We start from the raw sequence: 13795 nt of genomic DNA, 5'->3' as shown, positions 1-13795 counted from the left end.
CTTATTTTAAGGTAGTAAAATCCTTTAACACCCCAATCACGTAATCAACTTCTTCCTTTGTATTGTTTTTACAAAACGAAAATCTGACAGATGGCCGATTTAACTGTTCTTTATTGAGTAGTTCAGACAACACATGAGACCCTTGATTGCTACCACTTTGACAAGCACTACCTTTAGAACAAGCAATGCCCTTTAAATCTAACTGAAATTGTAGCAGAGGTGCTTTTTCAGGAGCAATGGGCAGGCAAACATTTAAAAGAGTATAGGTGCTTTCGTTTAAATCTTCACAAGCTCCATTGAAATGCACTCCAGGAATATTTGACTTCAGCTGATGAATAAAATACGCCTTTAATTCCTTGATAGCAGTAGATTCTGCCTCCAAATTGTCATATGAAAGTTTAAGAGCTTCCTCAAGCCCAACAATATTGTGTGTAGATTCAGTTCCAGCTCTATATCCTCTCTCCTGTTCACCACCAAAAATCAATGGTCGTAATCCCGAATTCTTTCTAATAAACGCAAATCCAACACCTTTAGGGCCATGAAACTTATGAGCACTGGCTGCTAAAAAATCTATTGGTATTTGTTGCAAATCTAGCTTATAATGCCCTACCGATTGCACAGTATCACTATGAAACAGCGCTTTGTTTGCCTTGCATAATTTTGCGGCCTTTTCAATGTCTAGCTTATTACCAATCTCATTATTGATATGCATCAAGCTTACCAGTTGTTTTTTAGATGGATTTAGTAAGGCTTCCAAATGGGTGAAATTAATTTGTCCATTGGCCTCTAAATTAACATACTGAACCGAAATTCCATATTCTTTTACCAATTCATCAACCGTATGCAAAATGGCGTGATGCTCAATTTTTGAGGTAATAATTTCGGTCACACCCAAATCCCGAACCGCACTTCGTAAGACGAGATTGTCAGCTTCGGTACCTCCAGAAGTAAAGATGATTTCAGAGGGTGACACATTAAGATAGGATGCAATTACTTTTCTAGAATTTTCAATTAACGATTTAGATGATCTTCCGTAATTATGTGTAGATGAAGCATTTCCAAAATTTAAACGAAGAACATCCGTCATTCTATCGATGACTTCATCACGTAGTTGGGTAGTTGCTGCACTATCAAAATATATTTGTTTCATTATGGCTTAATGTCAACACTGGTTGATTTCAAAATTCAAAAATAGAGTAAATAAAATTATTTTCAAGATGCTACGTTATAAATTCACAAATCCCTTATTTTTGTTTCAAAATTGTACGATGCGAAAAATCCTATATATACTCTGCTTCTCTTTAACCTGTTTAACTTGTGATGATGGTGACATTATTGTTGTTGAACTAGATTTTGACGACACGTTTAAAGCTTGTGGAGAATTGGTATTTTATAAAACAAAGACTGACCCTTCTGAATCATTATCTATACAGGCCCAAGGCCTAACTGTTGATGACATTTTGGCTGTTGGTTCAAATAATACGCTTACGCTCACTAGAACGGTGAATGGTACCACAAATCGTATCACCTATCGAACTTACGGAACAGAACCCGATACTAGTAATTTATTCTGTAATGATGTGCCTCCAGCAAACATTGATATAAAAAGTAGTTCTGAAAGTACATCTGGCACCATCACAATTACGACCCTTTTAACCGAAGATGATAATGATGGTATTCCTGCAGCTTTAGAAGATATAAATGGTAATGGAGATCTAACGGATGACGATACTGACGGCGATGGGATACCAAATTATTTAGACCAAGATGATGATGGCGACAATGTTCCTACATCAGCAGAAAAAGTAAATTACACAGCTGCTAATGGTTTAAGTAATGCTCAAGATTCTGATGGTGATGGCATCCCTGATTATTTGGATGACGACGATGACAATGATGGGATTAAAACACGCGATGAAGAAAACATATCACAAGATCTAAACCCAGTTAACGATATTTCAGATCCAAATGTAGGTCCTGATTATTTAAACCCTGCTGTTAGCACGTCTAGAGCCGCAACAGCTTATAGAACCCATACGGTGTTTCAAACCTATCAAGTTGCAATATTGATTCAAAATGTAGCTTTTCCAAATATATCAATAACAACGCTAGATTTTGGTACTTTAAATGACAGCTCTATAACCAGCAAAAGCAGAACGGCAACACCAATTTTTAATTAGGGGCTAACATTTTGATAAATGTAAACTTCAGTGGCTCCAAGTCCGTATTTTTGGTAGTTGGCTTCATAGTATTTTACATTGTCATAACGCCCAAAAAGCGATTCCAATTCTGCCTTTAAAACGCCTTCCCCTACGCCATGAATAAATACAACTTTTTGAATACGCTTTTTAATGGCAAATTCCAATTGTCGTTTGGCTGTGTCCAATTGTAGATTCAACATCTCAAAATTGTTCATGTGCTTTGTGGAATTGGTTAAATGGTGAATATGAAGATCCACTTCCATTGTAGGCTGTGTACGCTCTTTAGGCTTTAAAGTAGGTGTTTTACGTTTTTTTGATGCTTCCTTTTCTTTTAAAATATCATTTAGTGAATGGTCACTAAAAATTGCAGAAGAAAAATTCTGATCTTTAGTATGCATAAGCTCATGAGCTTCAAATTCAAATTCAAAACCATCAGAAGACTTCATGGTAATAGTATTTCCAGTAATTTTTAAAACTGTACCAGAAATAGCATCATCTAATACCGTTACCTTGTCACCAACTTTAAACATTATGATTCTTGATTATTATCGGTTGAATCCTCTTCATTTGATTTGCTTGGTATACCTCGAGAAACACGATATACGCCTATCATAAGTATAACAATACCGCCAATTAAAATCATTTGATTTTGATCTTCTTGAGCTTGTGCATATACGGCCACAAGACCACCAATAGCAATTAAAAAATAACTGATAGTTTTTGAAAGATTCATTTGAATAAAAAGATTTAATTCGTCAAAATTACATTTAATAAATCAATTTTAAATTAGAGGAGTTGAAAAACCTATTCGATTTTTTATATTTTTGAGTGCAATACAAAGCCTTTATGCTCTCACCAGAAAATTATATGCTTCCTTGTTTAAACAAACAACTGTTTGGATTTGAATGTTTGGGTTGTGGCAGCCAACGTGCTGTTTCATTTTTAATTCATGGTGAATTTGTAGCTGCTTTTCAAATGTATCCTGCCATTTACACCTTAATTCCTTTATTCATTTTTATAGGAATTAACTTTTTTTTCAAGTTTAAACATGCTTCAAAACTTATAAATACACTAGCCATATTGTCTGTTGTAATTATAATTGTTAGCTACATTTATAAATTAACCACTTAAAAATTATTAAAATCATGGAAAAACAACGACTTAATCCCACTTTAGTGTATGTACTTGCAATTCTTGGCTTGTTTTGCTGTTGCTTTGGCGGGTTTGGATTTATTCTTGCCAGTATTGCTTTATTTATAGCTCAAAGTAAACTAAAAGCTGCACAAACTAATCCTGATGATTATGACCAAAGTACAGTCAAAGCAATGAATACTGCAAAAATTGTGGCCATAGTTATTTTAATCATAAACATTATATACTTGCTATTAACTATTTATAGAATTTATACCATAGGTTGGGACAATATTATGGAAGAATTCACAGAGGGCATGAAGCAGTGGGAACAAAATCAATAATAAATTAATATCAGCAAAAACGGCTTATGTAGTGGTTTACATAAGCCGTTTTCTTTTGTTATGTTAACACCATTAAAAAGCTGAAGCGCCTATTAGTGCAAAGAAAAATAATAGCACGTAAAGACTAATAATCACTATTGTTAATATCCCAACAAACTTATAATGTGATTTCAAGTTTGAAAAGGCTGCTGAAAAATCGTCGTTGTTTTTCATACGTAAAGCAGTCTTCATCTTTCTTGAAAAATTATATAAATAATAGACTGGAAAAAAGTAAAGCAGTGCCATAGCCACATAAATAAGACCTAAATAGCCTGTGTTAAATCCTACTTGTTCATATGGATTTGCATCAGTCATACTTCCAAGAATTGTTGAAAACAAGAGACCAAATATTACCATAAGTCCAATTCCTATAAATCCGAGAATTGATAAAAAGTAGGTCCAAGTTGAGGTTTCTTTTAAAAACCCGAGAACATCATTTGACATATTGAGTTCAAAAACGTCAAATGCAGAGGCATTTTCTTCCATAAAAAAATCTAATTTTCAAATTGTTTAAGTGTTTTTATAATGATGGTAACGCAATCCATTAATTGTGTTTCGGTCATGACCAATGGCGGAGCAAACCTAATAATATTACCATGTGTAGGTTTAGCCAAAAGCCCATGGTCTCTCAACTTCAAGCAAATATTCCAAGCGGTATCACTATTTTCATGATCATTGATTACAATAGCATTCAACAAACCTTTACCTCGAACCAATCTTGCAATGTTACTGGTTTCTATATATGTACGAAGTTCTTTTCTGAACAATTTACCTAAACGATTAGCATTCTCCGCCAAGTTTTCTTCTTTAACTACAGTCAGTGCAGCAATAGCAACTGCTGCAGCCACAGGGTTTCCTCCAAAGGTACTACCGTGATTTCCAGGTGTAATAACCTTCATAATCGCATCATTGGCTAAAACAGCACTTACAGGATAAACACCACCGCTTAAAGCTTTTCCTAAAATTAAGACGTCAGGTTTAACATTTTCATGATCAACCGCTAATAATTTTCCAGTTCGAGCAATACCTGTTTGTACTTCATCTGCAATAAAAAGAACGCCATATTGCTTACAAAGCGCTTTAGCTTTTGATAAATACCCTTCACTAGGTACATAAACGCCTGCTTCACCTTGAATGGGTTCTACTAAAAATCCAGCAACATTTGGATGGTTCTTAAAGGTGTCTTCAAGTGCTTGTAAATTATCGTATTCTATTTTTATGAAGCCTTTGGTAAAAGGTCCAAAGTGTTTACGTGCAACAGGGTCGTTTGAAAAAGAAATAATTGTGGTCGTACGTCCATGAAAATTATTTTCACAAACAACAATCTCTGCTTCGTTTTCATCAATACCCTTAATCTCATAAGCCCATTTTCTACATAATTTTAAGGCCGTTTCTACAGCCTCGGCACCCGTATTCATTGGCAAGAGCTTTTCAAAGCCAAAATAATCACAGGCGTATTTTTCGAATTTACCTAGCATATCATTGTAGAACGCCCTTGAGGTTAGCGTGAGGTTTTGCGCTTGCTCCACCATTGCCCCAACTATTTTGGGGTGACAATGACCTTGGTTTACCGCCGAGTACGCCGATAAAAAATCATAATATTTTTTGCCTTCAACATCCCAAACATACACACCTTCACCCCTACTCAAAACTACAGGTAGCGGATGGTAATTGTGGGCACCATACTTGTTTTCTAAATCTATCGCTTTTTGCGAATTTAATTGGTCTAAAACAGCCATTTTAAATGAATTAATAATGAATAAAATAACTATTCCTTCTGTACCTTTATCCTTTCGAAGAGTCCGAAAATTCAGCGTGGGAGAGAAATCATCCCTAAAGGCCTGCAAATTAGTAAATATTCGGCGTGATTTAAAATGTTATTCAGACAATTTTGTGGATAAAGATGAAACCTGTAATTCCAAACGTTTCATCTCTCGAATCAGTGCATTTTTGTCCATTTGCATCCAAGCAAAAATCTTAAGCATACTTACGGTCATGAGACAAACAAAGCCACCAATTCCCCATTTAATGAGTTCATTGGTTACTTCGGTATCAAGAAACTGAACAGTACAATACACAAATAACCCGAAAAATATAAGTGTGACCACATTCATTAAAATGATGATCCATTTATTTTTTCCTCTAAATAAACCCACAAGCATCTCAAATACGTTTTGCTCTTCTAGTTCATCGTAAAATTTAGCCTCCTCCTTGGTTAAGGTGTCTTTAATTAATTGGTCTATGTCTTCCATATGTGTTTTCATAATCTTTTGTATTGTGGTTTCTGAATTTGAGAAACCTGTTTATATTATTTTATAAGTGATTTTAAGTTTTCTCGTGCATGAAATAGTCGTGATTTTACGGTCCCGATAGAAACGTCTAAAAATTCACTCATTTGTTTTAAAGAATAATTCTCCAGATAAAATAAACGAATTACATTTTGTTGATCTACCGACAGCGATTTAATGGCTAGCATTACTTTTTTTCTTTTGAATTCATAGTCATCAATTGCATCTATTTCATTTGGGTTTTGAACCTTTTGATACTCTTTTAGCTGATGTTGTTGCTGTTGTCTATACCTTAAATAATCAAATGATTTAGTACATACAATTCGCAAGGACCAAACACCAAACTTATTAACATCCTGCAACTGCCCTATTTTAGCAATAACCGTTTTCCAGGTTTCTTGGGCAATATCTTTTGAAACTTCAGCATTTTTAGTAATCCAATAGGCTTTATCCAAGAATCGTTTATGCCAGCGTTCAACTAAATAGGGTAATACGTTCAAGTTTCCTGCCTTAAATTCAATTACTAATTGTGTATCAGCGCTATTTTTGGGTTTAGACATTAAGTGCTAGTTTCTGTATAAAAGACGTTTACGATGAAAAAAGGTTCAAAAAAATCTCATAATTATTAACATGGTTTCATTATTTATTGAAATCCTTTAAAGTTAATCGAAATAAAACGACATTTATTTAAGGCTATTATTATTTTTGCGCTATGGCAAGAAAAACGAATAGGCTCATATTTGAACAGGTTGAAGTTATTGATACTGCAGCCAAAGGAAAATCGGTTGGTAAAGCACCAGATGGCAGAGTGATTTTTTTATCGAATACAGTTCCTGGCGATGTGGTTGATGTTCAAACGTTTAAAAAACGAAAAGCGTATTACGAAGGCAAAGCGATTAAGTTCCATACCTATTCTAACAAGCGTACAACACCAAAATGTGAACATTTTGGCACCTGTGGCGGTTGTAAATGGCAGGACATGGATTATAGCTTTCAATTAGCTTATAAGCAAAATGAAGTCGTTAATAACCTAAAACGTATAGGACATCTTGAGCTTCCAGAAATAGAACCTATATTAGGTTCTGAACAACAGTTTTTCTATAGAAACAAAATGGAATTTTCGTTTAGTGATAGCAGATGGTTAACTCAAGACGAAATTAATTCTGAAGAAGATTTAGGTGATAAAAATGCGCTGGGATTCCATATCCCGGGTATGTGGGATAAGATTCTTGATGTTAAAAAGTGTTGGTTACAGGAAGATCCTTCCAATGCTATTAGAAATGCGGTTAAATCCTTCGCTTTAAAGCATCAGATGGAATTTTTCAATACCAGAAATCAAACTGGTTTTTTAAGGACTTTGATGATCCGAACGTCTTCAACTGGCGATTTAATGGTACTCATTCAATTTTTCAAAGAGCATAAAGCACACCGAACCTTGTTATTGGACTTTCTTTCTGAAACTTTTCCACAAATAACGTCCTTACAATATGTGATCAACGGAAAAGCTAATGATACCATTTATGATCAAGAGGTTATTTGCTATAAAGGAAACGATCACATTTTTGAGGATATGGAAGGCCTGAAATTTAAAATCAATGCCAAATCCTTCTACCAAACCAATTCACAACAAGCTTATGAATTATATAAAGTAACACGTGAATTTGCTGGATTAACTGGTAACGAATTGGTTTACGATCTGTATACAGGTACAGGAACCATAGCCCAGTTTGTGGCCAAACAAGCCAAAAAAGTGATAGGTGTTGAAGCAGTGCCCGATGCGATTAAGGCTGCTAAACAGAATGCACAATTTAACGGTATAAACAACGTTGACTTTTACGTTGGTGATATGAAAGTGGTATTTAATGATGAATTTTTAAAGACGCACGGACAACCGGATGTTATTATCACAGATCCACCAAGAGACGGCATGCATAAAGATGTGGTACAACAACTTTTGTCTATTGCCCCTAAAAAAATTGTTTATGTGAGCTGTAATAGTGCAACACAAGCTAGAGATTTGGCTTTAATGAAGGATGAGTATAAAATAACCAGAGTACAACCTGTAGACATGTTTCCACAAACATTCCATGTTGAAAATGTTGTACTTTTAGAACGTCTATAAATAAACGACCGAAAAATTTTTCAACCGATCAATTGTAAATTGCAAAAAGAAAAATAAGTTTTAAATGAAGAAATTTAGTGTATTAGTACTCCTTATCATCCTAACGGGTATAAGCTGCGAACGCGATGATATTTGCGCAGAAAGCACACCAACTACGCCACATCTCATCATACGCTTTTACGATATTAACCAACAAGACCAAACCAAACAAGTACGTCTGCTATCAGTTATTGGTGAAGGCATGCCTGAAGGAAACGAGATTGTTTTCAGCACAAATACCGATTCTATAGTACTTCCTTTGCGATTTCAGGAGGAAGGCATTGTAACTACTTCGCGTTTTGAGTTAAAGCGAGATACCGATTTCGATACCGATTCTAATACCTCTACCTTTTCTAATACTGATATTTTAGAAATACGATATACCCCTCAATTTGTCTATGTATCAAGAGCCTGTGGTTACAAGAGCATATTTAATGATCCTCAAACCACAATCGAGATTGATTCTGACAATTGGATATTCGGATCAGAAATACTAACAACTTCAATAGATCATGAAAATGAAGCACACATTATTTTATATCACTAGTCTTTGTATAGTGATGTTATGGTCTGTAGCATCATTTTCACAAAACAATAACAAACCTGCAGATACGCTCGTCTTTAAACAAAGTTATGGCTTGCGTTTAGGAGCTGATATTGGAAAACTAGCACGTTCGTTTATTGATGATGATTACAAAGGCTTTGAAATTGGAGCTGATTACCGTTTAACCAAACGACTCTATTTAGCTGGAGAACTAGGTACTGAAGAGAAAATAACAACTACTGACTATTTAAACACTACAGCCAAAGGCAGCTATTTAAAAGCTGGTGTCGATTATAATTTTTACACCAATTGGTTAGACATGGAAAACATGATCTATGGTGGATTTAGAGCGAGTTTTGGCACATTTAGTCAGACTTTGAATAGCTATACCATTTACAACACCGACCAATATTGGGACGAGCAATTTACTGTTGCCGAAGGACAAGAATTTAAAGGTTTATCGGCATTATGGGTAGAAATGGTAATTGGAATCAAAGCCGAAGTGCTTAACAATTTGTATTTAGGCTTAAACATGCAGCTAAAAAGTTATATCTCACAAGATGAACCCGAGAATTTCGGCAACCTCTATATTCCTGGATTTAATAAAGTGTATGACAGCGGTCGATTTGGTGTTGGCTTTGGTTATAACCTCTCGTATTTAATTCCTATTTATAAAAAGGAGAAAAAAGAAGTCATCCAAAACTAGTGTGATAATTCCACTCGTTTTTTTGACTATTTATCCTTATCTTTTGCACTAAAAATTAGAGCCTAATGGAGAAGGAAGCTATAGCCGATTTAATAGACGAAAAACATCAATATCTTATTGAATGGCTTTCATCACATGATGATGAGAAATGGGAACAAGGACCAGAGGGTAAATGGACTACTGGACAACAAACCTTACATTTACTCCAAAGTATTAAACCGCTAAATGATGCTTTAAGTTTTCCTAAATTTATACTGCGATACAAATTTGGAAAAGCTAATAGGCCTGTTAGGGATTACCAAACTGTTGTCTCTCGTTATCAAGAACGATTAAAAAATGTTCCAGAAGGAATAGTTTCTCCCTTTTCTAAAGGGATGCGTGTTCCTAAATTGAGTGACAAAAAGTACCTTTTAAATCGCTTACAAGTAGAAAGTAAAAAATTGCAATATAAAACCCGAAAACTATCTGATGTAAATTTAGATACCTTGATTTTACCACATCCATTAATGGGCAAAATGCCTGTTCGAGAGCTTCTAATGTGGACCGCTTATCATGTAGAACATCATACAATACAATTACAGCAGCATTACTGACATAACAATTCAGCTTAACGCCGACAATCTTTATTTAAAACATTAGAAAACATATACAACATGATTCAAGACATTGATAATATAGAACTAAAATATTTAACCCTCTCTGACTATCAGGAATTTAAAAGTGCCATGATTGAGGTCTATTCTAACATGCCTAATTCCTATTGGAGAGAAAACCATATCAAGACGCTAATTGATAAATTTCCTGAAGGTCAGGTAGTCATTAAGATAAATGGGGAGCTAGCAGGATGCGCGCTATCCATCATTGTGGATTATGATTCGTTTGACGACAATCACAACTACAAAAACATTACCGGAAATTATACCTTCAGCACGCATAATCCAGAAGGCAATGTGCTTTATGGGATTGATATTTTTATAAAATCGCAATTTAGAGGCCTGCGTTTAGGACGACGACTGTACGATTATCGTAAGGAGCTTTGTGAACGCCTCAATTTAAGAGGTATTGCCTTTGGTGGACGCATACCAAATTACAGTAAATATGCCGATACCCTAACCCCTAAACAATACATTGAGAAAGTTAAACGAAAAGAAATACATGATCCTGTTTTAAATTTTCAAATCTCTAATGATTTTCACCCTTCAAAAGTGATGAAAGGCTATTTGGAAGGCGATGCTGAATCTAATGAATTCGCCGTATTACTCGAATGGGATAATATTTATTATGAAAAACCCAATAAAAAAGCCGCTACCAAAAAACGAATCGTAAGATTGGGATTAATTCAATGGCAAATGCGCTTATATAAGGATTTAGAGGATTTAATGCAACAGGCCGAATATTTTTTAGATTCGGTCGCGGCGTACAGAAGTGATTTCGCTCTGTTTCCAGAATTCTTTAACGCCCCCTTAATGGCAGAGAATAATCACTTACCAGAGTCGCAAGCGATTAGAGAGTTAGCTAAACATACAGAAGATATTGTTCAGCGTTTTTCTAAATTGGCTATTTCGTACAATATCAATATCATCACTGGAAGCATGCCCGAAATGCGTGGTGATCTCTTATTCAATGTAGGTTATTTATGCAGAAGAGATGGCTCTACAGAACGCTATGAAAAATTACATGTCACTCCAGACGAAGCTAAAGTTTGGGGTATGCAAGGTGGTAGCGAGTTAAAAACCTATGATACCGACTGTGGTAAAATTGGCGTCTTAATTTGTTATGATTCCGAATTTCCAGAATTGAGTCGTTTATTGGCCGATGAAGGCATGGATATCTTATTTGTTCCTTTTTTAACCGATACCCAAAATGGCTTTTCGCGTGTGCGCCATTGTGCCCAAGCCAGAGCCATAGAAAATGAATGTTATGTCGCCATTGCCGGAAGTGTTGGTAATTTGCCAAAAGTGAATAACATGGATATACAGTTTGCGCAATCTATGGTGCTTACACCTTGTGATTTCTCCTTTCCTGCTAATGGTGTAAAGGCCGAAACTACTACTAATACCGAAATGATTTTAATTGCCGATGTAGATGTAGATTTACTCCGTGAGCTCAATCAATTTGGAAGCGTTAAAAATTTACGTGACCGACGCAAGGATTTGTTTGAATTGAAAAAATTAAAGAAATGATTATTAGGATCCTAAACTAATCGTTAAAATTGATAAAATTGCAAACAGACCAATTTAATCTTTAATGTTTTTAATATATTATAAATTTTTAGATTTAAATTTGATAGCCTAAAAGCCGGTTCTAAGCTATCTTTAAAGCAATAAAGTCTGATGAAAAACAAACGATTATTAATTATTCTGCTAGCTGTACCTATTCTGCTACTTATTCCTTTTATTGCAATGCAGTTTAGTGATGAAGTAACTTGGTCTGGTTATGATTTTGTAGTGATGGGTGCTTTACTTCTAATCACTGGTTTATTATGTGAAATGGTATTACGAAAAGTAACAAAAACCAATCACCGCCTTATGATGTGTCTAGGCATCCTACTCCTGTTTCTACTAGTTTGGGCTGAATTGGCCGTAGGTATTTTTGGTTCTCCTATTGCCGGTAGTTAAATATTAGAAATCTTTAAGATATCAATATCTTAAGAAGAGTAACTCATTGGTTATAAACAGACCTTTGTTACAAATACATTTTATTGAGTTAAATATCTCTTGAATAGACCTAAAGACTCTTATCATATAAAACATTGTTTCATTTTTCAAAAAAAGAATTAAATTTACTTTAAACCTTACTTGAATTGGGTTAGAAATTAATTATGCCAAAATACCGTAGTAAATATTTGTAAATAAGAGGTGTATGGACCAATAAAAAGTTGTCGAGTTTTACTTAAACTCTAATTGGTGTCCGAAATCTGTTTTCAATAAAAATATTATAACTCATGAAATATTTCAATTTTCTACTCCTAATTTTTCTTCTGAATTATTCCTGTTCAAATTCAAATGAAATTAATGAAAATAAAGATGAAGATATAGATTTAGATCTAGGAGAAGAGATTGTTGCAATTGATTTTCCTGATAAATTTGTAAATCAAAATACCTCACTTCATGTGGTCTTATCTGACCACAATGGTAATCCACTGGATGTAAAAACATACTCAAAAGTCAAAGAAACACTGAAACTTTACACCCAAGAAAGTGTTAATGACAACACACAATTTTCCTTGACTTTTATTAATGTAGTAAATGATTTAGTTTATAACATTTATGTTTACTCTAATCTCACTAAACCCATGCTTGATGGTGGCATACAATTTAAACCCATAGGTTATGCTACAATTGGAGGGTTTGTAAATATTGAAACTCAAAACCTAAATATAGACGTCTTAAATGCAGCGGGTACAGGGTATTCTATGATAAAAATTAATAACCTATTATCTGGTCACTATACCTCAAAATTCAACGAAGATTTAGGCTCGAAAAATATATTTATAAAGTATGTGGACCCAACGGATATAATTAATAATTCATACAGATGGATGTTCGTAGATAATATAGGTGCTATCTCTTTACTTTCGGAAAACAATTTTAGAACTGACAGTGTCAATGTTGCTCACTTACAAACAAACGTGCCTTCACAGCTACCATTACTTACACTACTCGGTTACGAAAATGAAATCCTTTACAATCAAATTTCTGGACATCAAGCTTATTCTGATTTTGTTCCTGCTTTTGGGTATGGAAGCAATCATTATTATTCTTACGCCAATATTTTTGAAAAAACTTCCTACTCATTATGTTACTCTAATTATTCATTATCTGGTGCCGGAATACCTCCTGCTCAAGTAACAGTGCCAGAAGCAAGAGTGTCATCTACGTTTTCAAATAATACTCTTACGTTTTCAGGAGTAGAAGGTTTTGAAGTAGGTAGAATTAGACTAGATAACTCTTCCTTGTTTGTGAATATTGAATTCATATTTAACGGGAATTCGTCAGAGGTTACTATCCCAAAAATACCAGATGCCCTAGTGTCTGAAAATATTAAGGGGGCAATTAATACTCATCAATTGAGACTTGTCCAAGCAATTGCAGAAAACTATGACACCTTTAATGACTATAATCAATATATCAATAATGTATTAAAAAATTCTAGTCCATTTTATCTAAGTTCTCCAAAACGAGAAAGAATATGTAATTCCTATATTTCTCATCTCATATTACCGGTGGTTGAATTTCCTTACTTAGAAAGGTTTAGATAAAAAGTAATAGTTTAGTGTTGTTTAAAAGATAAATAATACCATTATAATTAGTTCATAATACTATATAACTTATAAAATTATATACATATATCAGGATTTAAAAAGAGGGCTATTTTTTAC

The 13795-nt window shown here is 34.3% G+C and carries 17 protein-coding genes; 10 read left to right on the top strand and 7 right to left on the bottom strand.

Going from position 1 to position 13795, the window contains the following annotated elements:
- Nucleotide 1 precedes the first annotated feature (1 nt).
- On the bottom strand, nucleotides 2-1150 hold the full coding sequence (locus ACFO5O_RS05870; protein ID WP_387961825.1) for a cysteine desulfurase family protein: 1149 nt from the start codon (nucleotides 1148-1150) through the stop codon (nucleotides 2-4).
- Nucleotides 1151-1268: 118 nt separating this feature from the next.
- On the opposite strand from ACFO5O_RS05870, the gene ACFO5O_RS05865 reads away from it, so the two are divergent.
- Nucleotides 1269-2180 (top strand): hypothetical protein, encoded by a 912-nt coding sequence (locus ACFO5O_RS05865; RefSeq protein WP_387961823.1) that lies wholly within the window; start codon nucleotides 1269-1271, stop codon nucleotides 2178-2180.
- Here the strand turns inward: ACFO5O_RS05865 and ACFO5O_RS05860 are convergent.
- Nucleotides 2177-2734, bottom strand: a complete 558-nt coding sequence (locus ACFO5O_RS05860; protein WP_387961913.1) for a Smr/MutS family protein — start codon at nucleotides 2732-2734, stop codon at nucleotides 2177-2179. The genes ACFO5O_RS05865 and ACFO5O_RS05860 overlap by 4 nt on opposite strands.
- Complete coding sequence (locus tag ACFO5O_RS05855) at nucleotides 2731-2934, bottom strand: hypothetical protein (RefSeq protein ID WP_387961821.1); 204 nt, start codon at nucleotides 2932-2934, stop codon at nucleotides 2731-2733. The genes ACFO5O_RS05860 and ACFO5O_RS05855 overlap by 4 nt, the downstream gene beginning before the upstream one ends.
- A gap of 113 nt (nucleotides 2935-3047) precedes the next feature.
- Between ACFO5O_RS05855 and ACFO5O_RS05850 the strand changes: the two genes are divergently transcribed.
- Both ACFO5O_RS05850 and ACFO5O_RS05845 read left to right on the top strand, forming a co-directional pair.
- Entirely contained in the window at nucleotides 3048-3332 is a 285-nt protein-coding gene (locus tag ACFO5O_RS05850) for a DUF2752 domain-containing protein (RefSeq protein WP_387961819.1), read from the top strand.
- A 14-nt stretch (nucleotides 3333-3346) separates the two neighbouring features.
- Nucleotides 3347-3676: a CCC motif membrane protein gene (locus tag ACFO5O_RS05845; protein ID WP_387961818.1), complete on the top strand. Its 330-nt coding sequence runs from the start codon at nucleotides 3347-3349 to the stop codon at nucleotides 3674-3676.
- A 72-nt stretch (nucleotides 3677-3748) separates the two neighbouring features.
- On the opposite strand, the gene ACFO5O_RS05840 is transcribed toward ACFO5O_RS05845, so the two are convergent.
- The 4 genes from ACFO5O_RS05840 to ACFO5O_RS05825 form a co-directional block, all read right to left on the bottom strand.
- Nucleotides 3749-4201, bottom strand: coding sequence for a DUF5362 family protein (locus tag ACFO5O_RS05840; RefSeq protein WP_387961816.1), 453 nt, complete (start codon nucleotides 4199-4201; stop codon nucleotides 3749-3751).
- A gap of 8 nt (nucleotides 4202-4209) precedes the next feature.
- Nucleotides 4210-5454 carry an ornithine--oxo-acid transaminase gene (gene rocD / locus ACFO5O_RS05835; RefSeq protein WP_387961814.1) on the bottom strand — a complete coding sequence of 415 codons (1245 nt, stop codon included), beginning with the start codon at nucleotides 5452-5454 and terminating at the stop codon, nucleotides 4210-4212.
- Nucleotides 5455-5592: 138 nt separating this feature from the next.
- Entirely contained in the window at nucleotides 5593-5979 is a 387-nt protein-coding gene (locus ACFO5O_RS05830) for a DUF6768 family protein (protein WP_387961812.1), read from the bottom strand.
- Between the two features lie 44 nt (nucleotides 5980-6023).
- Entirely contained in the window at nucleotides 6024-6563 is a 540-nt protein-coding gene (locus ACFO5O_RS05825) for an RNA polymerase sigma factor (RefSeq protein ID WP_387961810.1), read from the bottom strand.
- A gap of 152 nt (nucleotides 6564-6715) precedes the next feature.
- On the opposite strand from ACFO5O_RS05825, the gene rlmD reads away from it, so the two are divergent.
- The 7 genes from rlmD to ACFO5O_RS05790 all read left to right on the top strand — a co-directional run bounded on the left by rlmD (nucleotide 6716) and on the right by ACFO5O_RS05790 (nucleotide 13675).
- Complete coding sequence (gene rlmD, locus ACFO5O_RS05820) at nucleotides 6716-8125, top strand: 23S rRNA (uracil(1939)-C(5))-methyltransferase RlmD (protein ID WP_387961808.1); 1410 nt, start codon at nucleotides 6716-6718, stop codon at nucleotides 8123-8125.
- 64 nt (nucleotides 8126-8189) lie between these two features.
- Entirely contained in the window at nucleotides 8190-8711 is a 522-nt protein-coding gene (locus tag ACFO5O_RS05815) for a DUF6452 family protein (RefSeq protein ID WP_387961806.1), read from the top strand.
- Entirely contained in the window at nucleotides 8683-9414 is a 732-nt protein-coding gene (locus ACFO5O_RS05810) for a DUF6048 family protein (RefSeq protein ID WP_387961805.1), read from the top strand. The genes ACFO5O_RS05815 and ACFO5O_RS05810 overlap by 29 nt, the downstream gene beginning before the upstream one ends.
- A gap of 65 nt (nucleotides 9415-9479) precedes the next feature.
- The gene (locus ACFO5O_RS05805; RefSeq protein ID WP_387961803.1) at nucleotides 9480-10007 is read left to right on the top strand and encodes a DinB family protein; all 528 of its coding nucleotides are present in this window, start codon (nucleotides 9480-9482) and stop codon (nucleotides 10005-10007) included.
- Between the two features lie 60 nt (nucleotides 10008-10067).
- Complete coding sequence (locus ACFO5O_RS05800) at nucleotides 10068-11597, top strand: carbon-nitrogen hydrolase family protein (RefSeq protein WP_387961801.1); 1530 nt, start codon at nucleotides 10068-10070, stop codon at nucleotides 11595-11597.
- 150 nt (nucleotides 11598-11747) lie between these two features.
- Entirely contained in the window at nucleotides 11748-12032 is a 285-nt protein-coding gene (locus ACFO5O_RS05795) for a hypothetical protein (RefSeq protein ID WP_387961799.1), read from the top strand.
- 326 nt (nucleotides 12033-12358) lie between these two features.
- On the top strand, nucleotides 12359-13675 hold the full coding sequence (locus ACFO5O_RS05790) for a hypothetical protein (protein WP_387961797.1): 1317 nt from the start codon (nucleotides 12359-12361) through the stop codon (nucleotides 13673-13675).
- Nucleotides 13676-13795: the final 120 nt, after the last annotated feature.

This window comes from Geojedonia litorea, assembly GCF_042654525.1.
Taxonomy (GTDB): Bacteria; Bacteroidota; Bacteroidia; order Flavobacteriales; family Flavobacteriaceae; genus Geojedonia; species Geojedonia litorea.
The sequence above is the reverse complement of the archived record's forward strand: the minus strand, read 5'-3'. Positions and strand labels throughout refer to the sequence as shown.